The organism is Shewanella colwelliana ATCC 39565 (assembly GCF_000518705.1).
In the GTDB taxonomy this organism is placed as follows: domain Bacteria; phylum Pseudomonadota; class Gammaproteobacteria; order Enterobacterales; family Shewanellaceae; genus Shewanella; species Shewanella colwelliana.
In genome coordinates, this window is the sequence record NZ_KI912482.1 from 106,679 (window position 1) to 123,738 (window position 17,060).

At 46.3% G+C, this 17,060-nt stretch carries 13 protein-coding genes and 1 pseudogene; 6 read left to right on the forward strand and 8 right to left on the reverse strand.

Features of this window, described 5'->3' with window-relative positions; genetic code table 11:
* Positions 1–2: 2 nt before the first annotated feature.
* The 3 genes from nrdD to rssA form a co-directional block, all read right to left on the reverse strand.
* Complete coding sequence (gene nrdD, locus L876_RS0120325; protein ID WP_028765481.1) at positions 3–2,120, reverse strand: anaerobic ribonucleoside-triphosphate reductase; 2,118 nt, start codon at positions 2,118–2,120, stop codon at positions 3–5.
* A gap of 250 nt (positions 2,121–2,370) precedes the next feature.
* A complete protein-coding gene (locus L876_RS0120330) occupies positions 2,371–3,075 on the reverse strand; it encodes a hypothetical protein (protein WP_051413214.1) in 705 nt (234 codons plus the stop codon).
* A gap of 480 nt (positions 3,076–3,555) precedes the next feature.
* Positions 3,556–4,491 (reverse strand): patatin-like phospholipase RssA, encoded by a 936-nt coding sequence (gene rssA / locus L876_RS0120335; protein ID WP_028765483.1) that lies wholly within the window; start codon positions 4,489–4,491, stop codon positions 3,556–3,558.
* A gap of 217 nt (positions 4,492–4,708) precedes the next feature.
* Here rssA and L876_RS0120340 point away from each other — a divergent pair, with 217 nt between their 5' ends.
* The 3 genes from L876_RS0120340 to L876_RS0120350 all read left to right on the forward strand — a co-directional run bounded on the left by L876_RS0120340 (position 4,709) and on the right by L876_RS0120350 (position 7,509).
* Positions 4,709–6,052, forward strand: coding sequence for a DEAD/DEAH box helicase (locus tag L876_RS0120340; protein ID WP_028765484.1), 1,344 nt, complete (start codon positions 4,709–4,711; stop codon positions 6,050–6,052).
* 468 nt (positions 6,053–6,520) lie between these two features.
* Positions 6,521–6,961, forward strand: coding sequence for a DUF3010 family protein (locus L876_RS0120345; RefSeq protein WP_028765485.1), 441 nt, complete (start codon positions 6,521–6,523; stop codon positions 6,959–6,961).
* 47 nt (positions 6,962–7,008) lie between these two features.
* On the forward strand, positions 7,009–7,509 hold the full coding sequence (locus tag L876_RS0120350; protein WP_028765486.1) for a M48 metallopeptidase family protein: 501 nt from the start codon (positions 7,009–7,011) through the stop codon (positions 7,507–7,509).
* A gap of 41 nt (positions 7,510–7,550) precedes the next feature.
* On the opposite strand, the gene L876_RS0120355 is transcribed toward L876_RS0120350, so the two are convergent.
* The 3 genes from L876_RS0120355 to L876_RS0120365 all read right to left on the reverse strand — a co-directional run bounded on the left by L876_RS0120355 (position 7,551) and on the right by L876_RS0120365 (position 13,277).
* Entirely contained in the window at positions 7,551–8,837 is a 1,287-nt protein-coding gene (locus L876_RS0120355; RefSeq protein ID WP_028765487.1) for a peptidoglycan DD-metalloendopeptidase family protein, read from the reverse strand.
* Between the two features lie 241 nt (positions 8,838–9,078).
* Positions 9,079–12,135 carry an SbcC/MukB-like Walker B domain-containing protein gene (locus tag L876_RS0120360; protein WP_028765488.1) on the reverse strand — a complete coding sequence of 1,019 codons (3,057 nt, stop codon included), beginning with the start codon at positions 12,133–12,135 and terminating at the stop codon, positions 9,079–9,081.
* Positions 12,132–13,277 (reverse strand): exonuclease SbcCD subunit D, encoded by a 1,146-nt coding sequence (locus tag L876_RS0120365; RefSeq protein WP_028765489.1) that lies wholly within the window; start codon positions 13,275–13,277, stop codon positions 12,132–12,134. The genes L876_RS0120360 and L876_RS0120365 overlap by 4 nt, the downstream gene beginning before the upstream one ends.
* Before the next feature lie 427 nt (positions 13,278–13,704).
* Between L876_RS0120365 and L876_RS0120370 the strand changes: the two genes are divergently transcribed.
* Entirely contained in the window at positions 13,705–14,955 is a 1,251-nt protein-coding gene (locus L876_RS0120370) for a valine--pyruvate transaminase (RefSeq protein ID WP_028765490.1), read from the forward strand.
* Positions 14,956–15,070: 115 nt separating this feature from the next.
* A pseudogene (locus L876_RS23115) lies at positions 15,071–15,202 on the forward strand (IS91 family transposase); the annotation flags it as partial.
* A gap of 282 nt (positions 15,203–15,484) precedes the next feature.
* Here the strand turns inward: L876_RS23115 and L876_RS0120375 are convergent.
* Together L876_RS0120375 and L876_RS0120390 are read right to left on the reverse strand one after the other, a co-directional pair.
* Positions 15,485–15,838 carry a hypothetical protein gene (locus L876_RS0120375; RefSeq protein WP_028765491.1) on the reverse strand — a complete coding sequence of 118 codons (354 nt, stop codon included), beginning with the start codon at positions 15,836–15,838 and terminating at the stop codon, positions 15,485–15,487.
* Positions 15,839–16,300: 462 nt separating this feature from the next.
* Positions 16,301–16,606 (reverse strand): MafI2 family immunity protein, encoded by a 306-nt coding sequence (locus L876_RS0120390; RefSeq protein WP_028765493.1) that lies wholly within the window; start codon positions 16,604–16,606, stop codon positions 16,301–16,303.
* A gap of 218 nt (positions 16,607–16,824) precedes the next feature.
* Here L876_RS0120390 and L876_RS0120395 point away from each other — a divergent pair.
* The coding region (locus L876_RS0120395) for a phage integrase N-terminal SAM-like domain-containing protein (protein ID WP_028765494.1) at positions 16,825–17,060 on the forward strand (236 nt) is incomplete at its 3' end.

Below are 17,060 nucleotides of genomic sequence, written 5' to 3' on the forward strand. Positions count from 1 at the left end.
GCTTAAAGGTGCTTCACTCGTCTCTTAACTTCTTCCTGCTTACCGAAATTAAACGGTCTTGCATCTGGACTGCCTAAGTAACCGCACACTCGTCGAGTGACTGATACACGGCTTGGCTCATGGTTACCACACTTAGGGCAGGTAAACCCTTTACTGGTGCAGCTAAACTCACCAGTAAAACCACAGTCATAGCACTCATCAATCGGCGTGTTAGTACCGTAATAAGGCACTCGGCTATAACTATAATCCCATACATCCTCAAGCGCTTCGATGTTGTGTTGCATATTAGGGTATTCGCCGTAGCAGATAAATCCACCATTGGTGAGTGCCGGGTATGGCTGCTCAAAATCCAACTTATCGTAAGGGTCAACCTTTTTCTCAACATCGAGATGGAAACTGTTAGTGTAATAGCCTCTATCCGTTACCCCGTTAACCACCCCAAACACTTTAGTATCGAGTTTACAGAATCGACTACAGAGGTTTTCACTTGGCGTACTGTAGAGGCTAAATGCATAGCCAGACTCTTCGCGCCAGCGAATAGTTGCAGCTTTCATGCGTTCAATAATCGCAATCGCTTTACTGCGAAGTTGTTCGCTATCAAATAGGTGGGTATCGCTACCATAGAGTGCATTGACCGTTTCATGCAAGCCGATATAGCCCAACGAGATAGATGCTCTGCCGTTTTTAAAGATGGAGGAGATCTCATCATCGGCACGCAAACGTACGCCACAAGCACCTTCCATATAAAGGATTGGCGCTACGCGGGCTTTCACCCCTTCTAAGCGTTCGATACGGGTATCGAGTGCACGTCTAGCAATGGCTAAACGCTCATCGAGAATATCGAAGAAACGCAGCTCATCACCTGCCGCTTCTAATGCTACTCGCGGCAAGTTAATGCTCACGACACCTAAGTTATTGCGCCCCTCGTGGACAAGCTCGCCCTCTTCCTCATAAGTGCCTAAAAAACTGCGACAACCCATTGGGGTCTTAAATGAACCTGTTACCTTTTCTACCTGTTCGTAGTTAAGGATGTCGGGATACATGCGCATCGTGGCACACTTCAGCGCAAGCTGTTTGATATCGTAGTTACAATCACCCGTTTTATGGTTAATGCCATCTCGAATCGCAAAGACCAACTTAGGGAAAACCGCAGTCTTACGGTTTTTACCTAAACCTGTCATGCGCACTTTCATCATAGACGCTTGAATTAGGCGCGACTCCCATGAAGTACCAAGACCAAAACCAAAGGTCACAAAGGGAGTTTGACCATTGGCGGTATGCAGTGTATTGACCTCATACTCTAGCGATTGAAACGCATCATGGCACTCTTTTTCAGTCTGGGCTGTTGCAAAGGCTTTTGCATCGGTGATCCCCCATTTGAGGGCGACTTCATAATGCTTGTCATAGCTTTTTGCGACAAACGGTGCCAGCACCTCATCGATACGATTGATAGTCGTACCGCCATAAATATGGCTCGCAACTTGGGCAATAATCTGCGCCGTCACTGCTGTCGCGGTTGAGATTGACTTAGGCGTTTCAATTTCTGCATTCCCCATCTTAAAGCCATGGGTCAACATACCGGCTAAATCGATAAGCATGCAGTTAAACATTGGGAAAAATGGCGCATAATCGAGATCGTGATAGTGGATCTCACCGGCTTCATGGGCCGACACAATATCTTTAGGCAAAATATGACGTGTAGCATAGTGTTTGGCCACAATGCCTGCCAACAGATCTCGTTGGGTCGGGATCACTTTTGCATCTTTGTTGGCATTTTCATTGAGCAGCGCCGCATTGCTCTGTTCCACAAGACCACGGATCTCGCGATTAAGACGGCTGCTCACTTCACGGTGAACATCACGATCGTGGCGGTATTCAATATAAACACGGGCCAAAGATTTATACGGCCCTTCCATCAAATGATTTTCGACCACATCTTGCAGATCATGGATATCGACTTCCTCGACATCAGCCATGGCGCTGGCAACTTGAGTCGCGACTTGCGTCGCATAGATAACATCATCAATACCTGCCGAGTTTGCCGCTGCAATCACAGCATCTCTAATCCTTGTTTCGTCAAAAGGCGTGCGGTAACCATCCCGCTTAATAACTACTGGCATTGTTTAATATCTCCTCAAGTAATGGCCAAAATAACACCATATATAGTGCCAACCAACCATTACGGCACAAGATGTAGCGTATTAAGCTACAAAGCGGCCTAGAGTACCTTGATCCAGATCATGATTTTACCGATGGAATTTTGCGACAAAAGATTACTGCCAACTAGGCCACTTATCTATCAAAGTGACCTTGACCGAAGGAGAAAAGAGAGCTAGATAATGTAAAAAATCGGGACAAGCTGTGGATAAATTACGTAATTCGTTTAGATAAGGCTAGATAGCTGCTTAATTGGCCACTAGATTGTTGTGAATTTCCCATTGAAGCAGCCAATTGCATGGTCGATTTCAATCCTTGCCACTGCTGTTTGTCAGCCTCGCTCATCGCCACATCGCCATTAACAAACACCGACAATTGCGCCGAAACTCTCGCAGCTAATTGGCTAGTTTCTTTGCCATCAGCGGTGTCCATCTGCTCAAGCACATGCTTGGCATCGTCAAGCACCTTAAGTAACACATTATCAGGTTCAGCTTTGCCCAATTGCTCTTTCTGTCTATCAATAAATTGCATCAAGCTTTCAGGCGTTTGGTTACCTTGAGGGATCTCAAAACCGGCTGCACTTAACCGATTTAACTGCCCATCAGATAAAATGCCATCTTGATGTAAGCGTTGGATCAATTTTGGGATATCGGCAGTACTGAACTGGCCATCAGCAAAAAAGTCTTTCGCCATCGCCTCAATCTTTTGCGCCCTAACCGCCCGAGGTGAAAATGACACTTCTTCCTGTTTTATCGACGCATCTTCAGGTTTCGCCTTAGCCGCTTGACCAGACAAGCTCACTTTATCAGCGCTCTGGCTGGTTTGCGTTTTCGACTCTGCCGGCACTGACGCGCCATAAGCCTCTGTCAACAAAACATTACTACTTGGTGGTGTTGCTACCTGACTAATTGGATTCATTGTCAAAAATTCGACGACTGCTGATGAATGAAAGCATTAAAGCAAAAAGTGCGCCGTTTTCATCGCCAAAAGTAATTAACCCCAATAATGAAGCCTAAAAAGTAAGATCTTCTTAAGCTTTGAGTAGGCAAAGGAGTAAATGAATCATACCTCCACTCCTCATCAATACCTTGCCCAGATACCCATCAATATAAACATTTGATCTACTCAGTGAGTTTTTGTGCACCCGATGCCTTATTAATGGGCTTAAACCTAAGTAGACGATGTGCCTCACTCGTAGCCATTAAGATGGTCTTGACGCTCCCCCTCATACTTAACGCATCTCTTCATCTGTGCAGATCCGGTGTTATCAATGGCCTCAATGCACAACGAAATGGATATAAAAGTTCAAGCTAAGCAGAATGCTCGCGCCGATGAGTTATTAAGGGCCTCGCCTCGCTACAATCTTGCTTAGCACTGATATCTTTATCCTGATTGGTATTAGTCTTGCGCCAGTGCCGCCTCAATAATGTGCGCAACCTGTCTCACTGCTTGTGCACCAGCCTCTATCGCTTCATCCGCGCGATGAAACTCCATGGTACCAATCTCAACCACATTCGGCGTGATAAGAATATCTGGCGGATCTCCCATTAACCGCACCCGTTTATGGCGCTGCTCTAAAATATCCATAGATTGCGACATCACCGCGAGCATTCCCGGTTCACTGCGATTACCTAACGAGAACTTATCGGTCAAACCAGAAACATAATCGCGCCCTCTGGCCAGCAGATCCATAAAGCCAACCTCTTGCCCTTGATGCTCAGATGCCGTGTCAGTTTGCGCATCAATCGTGGAGGAGATGGACACAGGTAACTCTTTCAAGCGAGCTTTTCGATGACCATGAAGATCTACGGCTATCACAAAATCAACGCCCATGGCTCGGCTCACCGACACAGGTACAGGGTTGACCACCGCGCCGTCGATTAACCAACGGTCACCCATTTTTGCTGGCGATAAAATTCCCGGCATTGAACAGGAGGCACGTACCGCATGACGAAGGTTTCCTCGTTGAAACCATACCTCTTGGCCACTATAAAGGTCAGTGGCAACCGCCGCATAAGGCAAGTTCATCTGCTCAATATCGATTTCACCAATGTGTTGCTGCATGACATCAAAGACGCGCTCGCCACCGATTAACCCGCCTTTACGCCAGCTTAAATCCATCAGCCCCAGCACATCCCAACTTGAGAAGCTGCGCACCCAATGCTCAAGTTCGGGCAGCGCGTTTTGCGCATAGGCTGCGCCGACTACCGCTCCAATAGAGCAACCTGCCACCTTATCCGGTTTAATCCCTAACTTAGCAAGCTCATTCAGCACACCTATGTGCGCCCACCCTTTTGCAGCGCCACTACCGAGCGCAATACCAATTTTTGCCATGATTACTCCAAAGAAGGCTAAAACACCCAGTGCCTGACGCTAGCATAACACTAACCTTGAGCCCCTTTTAACACCATTGTGTGGGGCAGACTAAATAAATGCCGACTCAATCTGACAGTCAGATCACAGACTAAATTCTTTGCGCCCCCTTAAGCTAATGGCTCAAACCGATAACTCAATGTATAATGCGCGCTTACTGTTATTTTGGAGCACACCTTTGCAATTTTCAGATTTTTCACTCGATAAACGCCTACTAACAAGCCTTGAACATATGGGCATCGAAAAGCCGACCGAGATCCAAGTGCAATCGATACCTGTAGGCCTATCGGGAAGAGATCTAATGGCGTCGTCAAAAACAGGCTCAGGGAAAACCTTAGCCTTCTTGCTACCAGCCATGCAAAGAGTTATCTCAAAGAAGGCCTTGAGTAAACGCGACCCGCGCGTGTTGATTTTGCTGCCGACACGAGAGTTAGCCACTCAAGTCTATAGTCAGCTGCGTCTACTTGTCGCAAACACCCAATATAAAGCGATGAAGATCCTCGGCGGGGAAAACTTCAATGATCAAGCCAAAGGTTTGGCGCGCGATCCACACTTTGTGGTCGCCACCCCTGGTCGTTTAGCCGATCACCTCAAACAAAACCATTTGCATCTCAATGGTCTAGAGCTATTGATTCTAGACGAAGCAGACAGAATGCTTGACCTTGGTTTTGCCGATCAACTGCGTGCCATCAACAAAGCGGCGGACCATAAGCGCCGCCAAACGTTGATGTTCTCTGCCACTTTAGATCATGGTGACATTAACGAAATTGCTGGTGAGCTACTAAAAGAACCTGAACATGTCTCTATTGGTGCATCCCATGTGGAAAACCAAGATATCAGCCAAAAAATCTATCTATGTGATCACTTAGATCATAAAGAACAGCTACTGATTGCACTGCTCAAGCAAGATCAACAAAAACAGGTGATCATCTTCACCGCAACCCGTGGCGACACGGATAGACTCGCAACCAAACTGGCTGAGCAAGGTTTTACCACCGCCTCACTCAGTGGCGAATTAAAACAAACGGCACGTAATCAGATCATGGATAAATTCAGCCGTGGTCAGCAACAGATATTAGTCACCACAGATGTGGCTTCACGCGGCCTTGATCTTCTTAATGTCTCCTTAGTGATCAACTTTGATATGCCAAAGTTTGCCGAAGAGTATATTCACCGAATCGGGCGTACTGGCCGCGCGGGTGCCAAAGGCGACGCGATATCCTTAGTGGGCCCCAAAGATTGGGACAACTTTAAGCAAGTGCAACTGTTCCTGCGCAAAAAGTTTGAGCTTAGCGAAGTAGAAGGACTAAAACCCAAATTCAGTGGCTTAAAAGAACAAGCTAAAAATAGTAAAACCGCAACTAAAAAAGTGGCCAAATCCAACGCTAAATCAAACAAGTCTAAACCTCAGGCCAAAGCGAAGGACAACCGCGACAAACGCTTTATTACTGGTATAGATGTTGGTGATGCGCCCATGTTACGCAAGCCTAAATCTAAACTACAAGACACTCCTGAAGAGTAAATATCGCACTCGGAGCAGGTGGTTAATAGCCACCTGTTTGCATCATAGCCACTAGGTTGTCCCTATCCTTCCCTCGTCAATATCTTAAAAGATCATTTTCTCGCTGAACCTCAGTCGGCAACCACAGCCGTATTAGCGAATAATACCAGTAGAAGCATATCATCGACTCTGCCTGTTTTTTGACAACTAAATCAAGGCGAATGGATGACAGGAGACTTGCTCCATTGTGAGGCCAGCCAACGCAGGAGTAGGCAGCGGTATCCGATGCAGTGTTAACAAGCTTAAACCTAGAACAAGTATCTTCATCACTCATAGCAAACAACAAGGACGTTGTGAACGTCTTTAAAGCAGGAGCAATTAAAGACCTTGGTGCTAAAGCGCTTACCCTTCCCTGAGCGAACAGATCTTTATACTGACTGGTATAAAGGTTACAATAAGCGTCATTATGGTTTTTTTATTAGGTTTATCATGAGAGTTTGTGGCGTTGAGTTAAAAGGTGGCGAAGCCATCATCAGTTTATTAAGTTATGAAGGTGAAACCTTTAACGTGCCAGAATGCCGTTCTCGTTCATTAACGGTATCAAATTCGGCCGCGACCGAATCAATCAAAGAGTTTCACTTCGCCTTTTCTAAACTAATGGAAGACTACAAAGTCAACGAAGTGGTGATTATCGAGCGCGAACAAAAAGGTAAGCTAGCAGGTAGTGCCACCAGCTTTAAAATGGAAGCCGCCATCCAGCTTTGTGGATTACCTGTAGCGTTAATGTCACCCGTGACCATCAAAGAGCAGCTTAAGCGTAACCCGCCTATGGTTGATTTTGATGGATTGGATCTTAAGCGCTTTCAAAAAGTGTCTTTCGAAGTAGCGTACGCTTACCACAATCAACGCATCTTCGCCAAAGAGGCCTAGCCCTCTGTCGATCCGGGCAAGACACTGCCCGGATCATCTCAATAATTATGACCACTCTAAACTACCTTCAGGGTTACAGCCCACAACTGCTCGCACAGATTGACACTCTTATTGCAGAAAACAGGCTGCGTGCGGCACTTGAAAAACGCTATCCACAGATCCACGATATACGCAGCGACAAAGCGCTGTACGACTACACCATCGCACTGAAAAATCGTTACTTAAAAAAATCTCAACCACTGAATAAAGTGCTCTATGACGACAAGATCACCTTGAAGAAGCAAGCGTTGGGGCTACACAGTTATATTGCTAAAAACCATGGTGGCAAGACCAAATCAAAAAATGAAATACGCATTTCGTCGAAGCTTAGGTATGTGCCAGAGCCGCTGTTAAGAATGGTGGTGGTACATGAACTCGCTCACCTAAAAGAGAAAGATCATAACAAAGCCTTTTATCAGCTCTGCTGCCATATGGAAGGTGATTATCACCAGTTAGAATTTGATCTTCGCTTATGGCTAACCATGTTGGAGCTTGAAGCTCAGGCATAAAAAATGCCACATAATGTGGCATTTACCAGGGCAAAATGGCCTCAGCTTTGACCCATGATCATCTGCCGAACTCTTACCAACTGTTCAAACTCATTCATCTGCTTTTTAGATAACTTGCTCGCCATAGGAATATTGGCTTTCATCGGGTCTACAGGGCGACCATTGACATGAAACTCATAATGCAGATGTGGGCCTGTGATACGGCCGGTATTGCCTGACAATGCGATAACTTGACCACGAGAAACACGCTGTCCCTTATGCACGAGTGCTTTTGACAGATGCAAATAACGAGTGCGGTACTTATTGCCGTGTTCAATCACCACATATTTGCCCGCAAAACGATGGTCGGTCACCAAAGAGACAATCCCATCCCCTGGCGCGACAATTTTCGTCCCAATAGGGGTGGCAAAGTCAGTGCCGTTATGGGGCGCTGTGCGGCCTGTCACAGGATGATGGCGATGGGGATTGTAGCGCGAACTAATGCGATACTTCCTCTGTAAGGGAATACGCTGAAACGCTCTGGCTAAGCTACGTCCCTGTGCATCATAAAAGTTACCATCACTGTTTTGGTAGGCATCAATGCTACTGCGCCCACGCTGAATATGTACCCCTAAGATGTCACTGTTCCCCGTGGCTTCGCCATCAATGAACTGCTCACTCATCAACACTGAAAAAGCATCGCCAGCACGGAGATCGCGGGCAAAATTAAGCTTCTCTTTAAGCAACGACTCGATACGTTGGATCTCACCAGCATTTAACCCAATGCGCTGCGCCGAAAGATAGAAGGAACCTTGAATATCGCCGCTTAGCGCACGATTTTGCCAAATTCCATCGATATTAATCTCATCAACTTTAAAGCCACCCTCTTCGTAGCGGCTAAACACCACTTGCCGCGCGGCATTGAAGTACAACTCAAGCTTATCTAACTGACCGCTATCATCGAGCCAAAAACGGATGCTGTTACCTGGTAGTAGCGTGTCTAAGGCCAGTACATTTAAATCGGCCTCAAGCACTTTATACATGGTCTGCTGATCGACATTCGCTTCCATAAACAGGCCACTTAAGGTGTCGCCTGAGACAATCGTCTTAACAAAATCGGGAGTACTTTCAACCAATGTGGCCTCATCTGGCTGGGCTATAGCCGCTACCAATGACTCAATATCTAACGCCACGGGAATACGTTGCGGTATGACTTGCTTTTGCGATGGCCAAAGCAGTGCGATACCGACGATTAAACTCGCCCCCATTAATATCTTTTTATGGGGGGATGGTAATGCCATTAAACGAGCTGGAGACAGTTTAAAAATAGAAAATTTACCTGCGCGCAACCTATGCCTCAACTTTCATTATTATGGTTATCATTTGCCCCTAAAAAGCCTATGGCCAGAGGGTTGAGCTCCATTTATATCAAAAATAATGCATTTTACAAACAGATCCAGCGCACATATTGTCAGTATAAAAATCTGCCTCAACTGAATCTCTCAACAAATGCTCGATAACACGGCATAAAAAACGTGCCATTACAGCACGTTTCACTTATCAGCTCTGGTCAATCGTCTGAAATAAGCTTTAAGGCAGAACCAGCTCAACCTCACTGCCTGTGGCCGATTTAACAATATCAATACGGCTGGCAATCTGCTCTTTCATCTCGGTCACATGGGAGATCACGCCAACCATACGTCCGGCAGATTGCAGATCCATTAAGGTACGAATGGCTAACTCCAGAGAATCTTGATCCAAACTGCCAAATCCCTCATCGATGAACAGGGTGTCGAGTTTAATGCCGCCAGCATAAGCCTGCACTACGTCAGATAACCCAAGAGCCATCGACAACGCAGCCATAAAGCTCTCACCACCACTGAGCGTCGCGACTGAGCGCACCTTGGCAGTGTATGCATCTTCCACCTCAAGCTCTAAACCAGACGCCTTATTGCCTTTCGCTCGGTCCTCTTTACGTAACAAGCGATAGCGCCCTTTGCTCATTAGTTGCAAGCGTTGACTCGCCTCAAGCAACACGTCATCTAACAGCACACTGAGTACAAATCGCTGTAAACTGATCTTATTGCCAGTATTACCATTGGCGACATCAGACAGTGTACCAACAACGGCATATTGGGCTTCAAGCTTTTCAGATTGCCTATCAAGGTTCTTGAGCTGCTCCGCGGTTTGCGCGAGCTGACGCATACGCCCACTCAATTGCTGCCACGCATCAAGGGCGCCTTGCTGCTGCGTCTCTCGTTGAGTCTTACACTCAGTGATGGCAGCGATATCGGGCAAGGTACAGTCGGCGAGCTTAGCCGTTAACTGGGCAATATTGGCTTGATTGGTGATACATTGCTGCTCATATTGCTTAATCTGCTGCGCCAAGGTCGCCATCTCATCGTCAGTTACCAAGGCCAGTTGGAAAGCCGATAAAGAGTCAAACTTTGAGGTTTGCAACTGTCGTTCAAACTCACTGAGCGCGAGCTGATATTGCTCATTGGCTCTGGCCAATGTTTCATTGGCCGATTGCAGCTGCGCCGCAGCGCTGGCAGATTGCTGCTCAACTTGTGTATGTTGTTCACGCAAAGATGAGATTTGTACCTTTAACTGCGTAGCTGTTTGCTCTAGCTTAGTGATCTCTTGCTCTAGCGCGGCTAAATTTACCAGCTCTGGCGGTATTGCCGCCTGCAACTGTTTAAGCTGGCCTGCGCTTTCATTAAACTGTTTTTCTCGTTGGCGAAAGTGTTCACGCTCTTGATCAAGTTGCTGATTAAGTTGCAACTCTTGCTGTTGCATGGCCGAAAGACTGTTTTCTATCTCCGCCAGTTGTTGCTGCGCTTTTGTCGCCTCCGCAAATTGTTGCTCAAGCTGGGCTAAGGCAGACTCTAAGCTAGCCTGTGTAAGCCTGTCGATACCGGGTAACTGCTCGTCTAACTCACTATTTCTTTGCTCGACTTCTTTAAGTTTCTCTTTTAACTGGCGATAATCGGATCGCGCATTGGTCAGCTCAGTCAATGCCCTCTGCTCATTGGCTTGCGCCGCTTCGCGCTCCTCATCGGTCGGCACCACCTGTTCACTTTGTGCCAACTGTGGGTGCTCAAGACTGCCGCAAACAGGACAAGCCTCTCCCTTTGATAACTGTGCGGCTAAGATAGCCGCTTGGCCCTGATGCCAGCGCAGCGTCAAGGTTTGGCTATAAATTTCGCATTGTTCATGGTGCGTATTTAATTGTGCGCCCCGCGCTTTTGCCGCTAGCAAGCGAGCATGAATTTGCTCAATCTCAGTGCGACCGCGTAACCACTGAGCATAAAGCTGAGCATGATGTTTGGTATCGCTTATCTGTTGTTGCAACACCAGTAACTGCTGACTATCGGCTTTTAGTTGTGGGACGCGCGCTTGAGCGGTGAGCTTGTCATCATTTAACTTTGCCAGTGTTGTTTTTGTCTGTTTTCCTTGCAGCTCGGCCTTAGCCATCTGTTGCTGACAATCACTCACATGGACGTTCAGTTGCTCAAGCTGTTGCAATTGTGGCAATAATGCTCGGCGCTGCTGGGCAGTGTTCAATATCTGTTGCTGCTGAGCTTCTAAATCAGGGAGCTTTGCTATGGCAGCTAAACTTTGATTCAGCGAGTCTTGGCTATGCTGTTGATGGCGTTGCAACTTTTGCTGCAGCTCAGAGGCCTGAGTTAACTCAAGTTTTCGCGACTCAACAGCTTGAAAAACAGGCTGCAGCAGTTTGGCATTACGCCCTGCGAGTAACTGCGCTTCTTGCTGATCGTTTTGTGTTTTTTGCTCATCGAGTTGCCGAGCCAATACATTAAGTTGCGCTAGCGAAGCAAACTCATCGCTTAATTGTTTTGCCTGCTCCAGCTGTTGATTCACCTGTTGAACTTGTTTATCTATCTCAGCCTTTTTCGCCGTGGCACTGTCAAGCTCAGGTGCTAATGTCTCAAGCTCATTGGCCAACGCTTCATCACTTTCAAGTTCCGCCCCTTGTAGAACCCCATCGCGGCGGTTACGCATCGCCTCCACATCTTTTTTAATACCTAAGGCTTGCTGTTTCAATTTGTCTTCAATCTGACGGTAGATATGCGTTTGAAATAGCTGACTAAAAATCTTTTCTCGCGCTTTAGAATCCGCCATCAAGAGTTCACGAAACTTACCTTGCGGCAGAACCATTACCTGTCGAAACTGATCGACATCTAACCCCGTTAGCTGCTCTATTTGCGTAGTGGCTTCAGAGACTTTTGCCGCCACCAATAAATTTTCGCTGCCATCGGCCTCGATACAGGTTAATTGCGCTTCGGGTTTCTGTAAGGTGTAACCGTCTCCACTTTTTTTCGCTCGAGGCTGCTCGGGGACGCGACGGATATGATAGTGACGCTCACCCAATTGAAAGCTAAAGTTCACCTCAGTTAGCAGCTCATCGCTTGCCATATCACAGCGCATCTGCGCGCCTTCTCGCTCATCTCCTGTGGTTTTGCCATAGAGCGCAAAACAGATGGCATCAAGAATAGTGGTTTTGCCTGCTCCGGTAGGGCCGTTAATCAAAAACAGAGGGTTTGTGCCCAGCGCTTTAAAGTCGATGACTTGCTTAGTGGAAAATGGCCCAAATGCCACCATGGTTAGGCTTAAGGGTCTCATTGGTTATCCTCCGACTTGTGCAGGGTGTCGAGAATATCAACCATCAACGCCTGTTGCTCATCCGTCATGGCGTCACCGGCGACTTGGCTAAAAAAGTCACTGAACATCTCCAGCTCGCCCTTTTTAATATGGTCGGCACGTATCGCCAATTGTTCACTTTGAGCCATTAATCCGGTACGTTCCAGGTGCAACACATTGGGGTACACAGCGCGTAACTTGCCCATGGCATCTAGAATGGCGTTCTTATCAGACAGGCGTACCATCAAATAGTCTTCTCGCTGTGGGTCTTTGATGCCATCGGCTAATAGCTTAGATAACTCTCCCTCAATGATGCGCACATCACGCAGTGGCGTCAGCGGCAATAGCTCAATACTTGCCTTTCCCGCCGCATCGATGTCAACTAAGGTCACCGACTTGTTTTGGTGCTGTTCGCTAAAGGAGTACTTTAAGATAGAGCCTGAGTAGCGAATATGTTCAGCTCCCTTATATTGTGGTCCATGAAGATGCCCCAGCGCGGTATAGCTAAAGTCGTTGAACAAGCTTGGGGATATCTTATCGGCGCCGCCAATGCTCAAAGGGCGCTCTGAGTCCGACTCGCTCCCACCATCAAGAAAGCAGTGACTTACCACCACTTTAGGTAAACCTTGGCTGTCATCATCTGATACTTGGGCTAATAGAGTGGCCATCGCGGCTTCATGGCTAGCTGCATCACAATCAAAAACCGTTCGTACCGTCGCAGGCTCAGCATAAGGCAAGGGATAAAACAGCGCTTCACCACTGGGACTATTGATTTTAATCGGGCTGATCTTAGCCGTCAGCGGGCCTGTAATATGTAAACCACTCTCTTGCATCTGTCGCGACGCAAAGCCTAAACGTTCATGACCATCATGGTTACCTGCAATTAAAATAGTTTTGATGCCTAGCTCCTTAACCACTTGATTGAGTATCTCATCGAGCAAGGCAACCGCGTTAGCTGGCGGAACAGAGCGGTCGTAGATATCGCCTGCCACCACTAACGCGTCCACTTCATGGGTCTTGGCTAAAGCGACAATTTGAGATAGCACATGACGCTGATCGTCAAGCAAACTTTGATTGTGTAGTTGACGACCGATATGCCAGTCCGAGGTATGGATAAATTTCATCAGTTCTCGTTTAAAAATGAGGAGGATACGAGCGTATCTAATGACAGTTATAGTAAGAAATGTCGCTTCAATAGGCAATGACGTTAAGTCGCTCAGTTAATGTTATTCACCGCAGTTGGCACATGGCGAGCTTTTAAGTGATAAGAAAACAGATCGCCAACAGGATAAAGCAACTTTTTGTTTGAGTTTGAACACTCATGACTGACGACTAGTAAGAATGAGCGCGGGCTAATAACGCGCTACGCTAATCTCGATCTCAGCCAAATAATCGCTAGCTGAACGCCGCCAAAGTAATCAATTGCAACGGCAAAACATGATGTAGCCCAAATAGGCCAACGAAAAATCAGAAAACATGTGCGTTTGCAGCAAAATATTGTTACTACAGACAGCATTGATGGCAAATTTTAGTTTCAAGGTGTTGGGCGTAATGCAATTTTCAAAGTTTGGTGAGAAGTTTAATCGGTACTCTGGCATTACTCGTTTAATGGATGATCTCAATGATGGCCTACAAACGCCAGGGGCCATTATGCTGGGCGGCGGGAATCCCGCGGCCATCCCAGCCATGCAGGACTACTTTCACCAAGTTAGCGCAGAAATGTTGAAAAGTGGTGAGCTCATTGCCGCCTTGGGTAATTACGATGGCCCACAAGGTAAAGATGGCTTGTTAAAATCCTTAGCAGCTTTGCTGCGCGATACCTACGGCTGGGAGATCACCGAGAAAAACATTAGCCTCACCAATGGCAGCCAAAGTGCGTTTTTCTACCTTTTTAATCTGCTGGCAGGCACCCAACCTGACGGAAGCCATAAGAAAATTCTGCTACCGTTAGCGCCTGAATATATCGGTTACAGTGACGCAGGGCTCGATGATGATATTTTTGTCTCCTATCGCCCTGATATCGAGATGCTAGATAACCGCATGTTTAAGTACCATGTTGACTTTGACCAGCTAAATATCGATGAATCGATAGCGGCTATTTGTGTGTCACGCCCAACCAATCCCACTGGCAATGTACTGACCGACGATGAAATAGCTAAATTGGACAAATTAGCCCAAGAAAACGGTATTCCGCTCATCATCGACAACGCCTATGGCACACCATTTCCCAATATCATCTTTGAAGAGGTGACGCCTTCTTGGAACTCCAACACAGTATTGTGCATGAGTTTGTCAAAACTTGGCTTACCCGGCGTGCGCTGCGGCATCGTTATTGCCAATGAAACCATCACAACAGCACTGGCCAACTTAAATGCCATTGTCAGCCTCGCCCCTGGTGGCGTCGGCCCAGCAATTGCTAACCATATGATAGGCACAGGCGATTTATTACGCCTAAGCGAAACAGTCATCAAACCGTTTTATCAGCAAAAAGCGCAATTTGCAGTGTCATTATTACAGCAATCAATAACTGATAGCCGATTTAGGATCCATAAGCCTGAGGGCGCTATGTTTCTTTGGCTGTGGTTTGATCAACTGCCAATTAGCACCATGGCGCTTTACAGCAGGCTAAAGGCTCGGGGGGTACTTATTGTCCCTGGGGAATACTTCTTTTTTGGTCAAAAAGCCTCATGGCAACATGCACATCAATGCCTGCGAATGAACTATGTGCAAGATGAATCACAAATGCGTGACGGCATCGCCATTATTGCTGAAGAGATTATCAAGGCCTACGCAAACGGTTGATTGACCTGTCAGACAACAAGTTTTAAGCCTCGTTTGGGCAACTTCATTGGCCGAGACTGATATTTGGTATATTAAGAATAAAGAAGCGAGTTCACGGCCTCAAGTAGTAGGAAGTCCCCTAGTCGAAGAGGCAAAACGCATTGCGGCAATACGGCCTTGTCCTTGCTGCCAGCAGCCGATGACATTTATGGGCGTACATGGAAAAAAGCAGGGGCGACTGACAAGCTTTCATAGCCAGAGCACTTAGCAATCTAACGCCACTGTTTAAGCGGTAAGATAACAGGATTTTGAAATTTTAGATCGCTAGAAGTGAAACGCAGGAGGTGATTAAGCTTTTGAAAATATAGACTTACTTATTGGCTGTCAGTGCTAAGGGATAGCTATGGCTAGCCAAAAGTGTAAATTAAGCTCCCCGACCTAAACCAGCGTGAGCTCTCACGCCGCTATTTACTATATAAAGGTATCACTTCCTACAAACCCGGGCTTGTTCAACACTCGGAATAAGGACGCGGCTACGCGCGGCCTATCCTTATTTGTTATACCACGCCTTCTCCGAACAATTGAATTCAGGAATATTACTACCCTTTAACTCAATTTCTTTTCTATTTAGACCATCTAGAGTTGTACCTAAACAGGAATAATTAAGAATATCTAATTCCTGTTTTACACAAAGTTTCAAATATGGATTGTCGCATTCGAAGGCGTCAATTTTAGCTACTATGACGTAACTAGGAATATGTGAAACTCCATTTTCATCTTTAATAAAATCTGAAACACTTTGCGCAGTAGACGCCTCATTTGAACCACTAAAAGTCCATTCTCCTGAAGTCGCATAAGCGCTAATAATTAGTGCCACAAAAAGTAACGTAAATCTCATATTCATAAAGTGGTATAACGCTTTTGTAATGGGCCGCGTTGCTGCGAAGCAGCGTATTTAGCGGTCCAGCCCGAAGGGCGATTATTAACAAACTTGTTATAAGCCATTTTTAGAACCGTGCGTAAACAGTAAAAGCTTTGGGGCATATCCCGTAATTGTTACATGACCAGAGATATAGCCCATTGAAAAAATAACTGCCGTGAAAACCCAAATAAAATGGTCATACGGCTCTGTAAAAGCAATAAAGATGATCATTGGGACAAGCAAAAGTGACAATACAAAAATAAAGCCTGATAGCACTCTGAATGGAGTTCTAACTTTAGCTAATTGTTCCCTCGATATATTCATACTTTCCTTGGCATATAACGCCGCGCACAACCGCCGGAGGTAAATGGCGCCTTTTGTGCGGGTTTTATGCACAAAAGGTGACAGTTGCCGGAGGTCGGATTGCTGCGCCTTGTTATGCGATTACTCAAAATAATTGTGCTCATGTCGGTAATATACAATGTGCCTTTCCAAGTTCATCTCTTCTGGAAAAGCAATCACCTCGTATTTTTCTTCAAATGTGAAACGAGCCGTATTGTAATCAGCGATTAGCTCTGTAGCTGCTTGGCTCAGTAAATCGATATCATCTTCAGTAGCACTTTCATCAAATATACAGCGCCAAGTAATGTGATGATCATTTAAAGAAGCTGTTACTGCACGCAAGCAAGGCACCACATGCATGCATAATGCACTCTGAGCAGCTAACTTCAAATACTCTTCACTTTCCATCTTATTTTCCTAGCGCATAACGCCCCATTAAGAGGCTTTTAATTGTTGGTTAAAATGTGAAGCGAAGCGGAACCTAACCAACTGTAATTTGTCCGACTTGAAAACCCTTGTTGAACGAAGCCACTGTGCGGCAGAAGAGATAACAAGCCTCTTTGCTCACTCATCCTAAATACTTTCTAGAGGCGACCAGCCTTGGTCGTAACCCTAGGAGTATTGTCATGAACACATTTGAACAGCAACGCTTTGATTCTCTTTATGAACAACATCTTACCAACTTAACACTGCAAGGCAAGCGACCCGCTACCATCGATGCCTATAGCCGAGCAGTTCGGCGTATTGCTGCTTACTTTGACTGTTGCCCTGATAACCTGAGCACCGACGATTTGAAGCGCTACTTTGCTCAACTGATAGCGTCCCACTCATGGAGCACGGTTAAGCTCGACCGTAACGGCCT

Excerpts from the sequence above, each read along its gene's own strand:
- nrdD (WP_028765481.1), bottom strand. The coding sequence starts at position 2,120 with ATGCCAGTAGTTATTAAGCGGGATGGTTACCGCACGCCTTTTGACGAA.
- L876_RS0120330 (WP_051413214.1), bottom strand. The coding sequence starts at position 3,075 with ATGAATCCAATTAGTCAGGTAGCAACACCACCAAGTAGTAATGTTTTG.
- rssA (WP_028765483.1), bottom strand. The coding sequence starts at position 4,491 with ATGGCAAAAATTGGTATTGCGCTCGGTAGTGGCGCTGCAAAAGGGTGG.
- L876_RS0120345 (WP_028765485.1), top strand. The coding sequence starts at position 6,521 with ATGAGAGTTTGTGGCGTTGAGTTAAAAGGTGGCGAAGCCATCATCAGT.
- L876_RS0120350 (WP_028765486.1), top strand. The coding sequence starts at position 7,009 with ATGACCACTCTAAACTACCTTCAGGGTTACAGCCCACAACTGCTCGCA.
- L876_RS0120360 (WP_028765488.1), bottom strand. The coding sequence starts at position 12,135 with ATGAGACCCTTAAGCCTAACCATGGTGGCATTTGGGCCATTTTCCACT.
- L876_RS0120365 (WP_028765489.1), bottom strand. The coding sequence starts at position 13,277 with ATGAAATTTATCCATACCTCGGACTGGCATATCGGTCGTCAACTACAC.
- L876_RS0120370 (WP_028765490.1), top strand. The coding sequence starts at position 13,705 with ATGCAATTTTCAAAGTTTGGTGAGAAGTTTAATCGGTACTCTGGCATT.
- L876_RS0120375 (WP_028765491.1), bottom strand. The coding sequence starts at position 15,838 with ATGAATATGAGATTTACGTTACTTTTTGTGGCACTAATTATTAGCGCT.
- L876_RS0120390 (WP_028765493.1), bottom strand. The coding sequence starts at position 16,606 with ATGGAAAGTGAAGAGTATTTGAAGTTAGCTGCTCAGAGTGCATTATGC.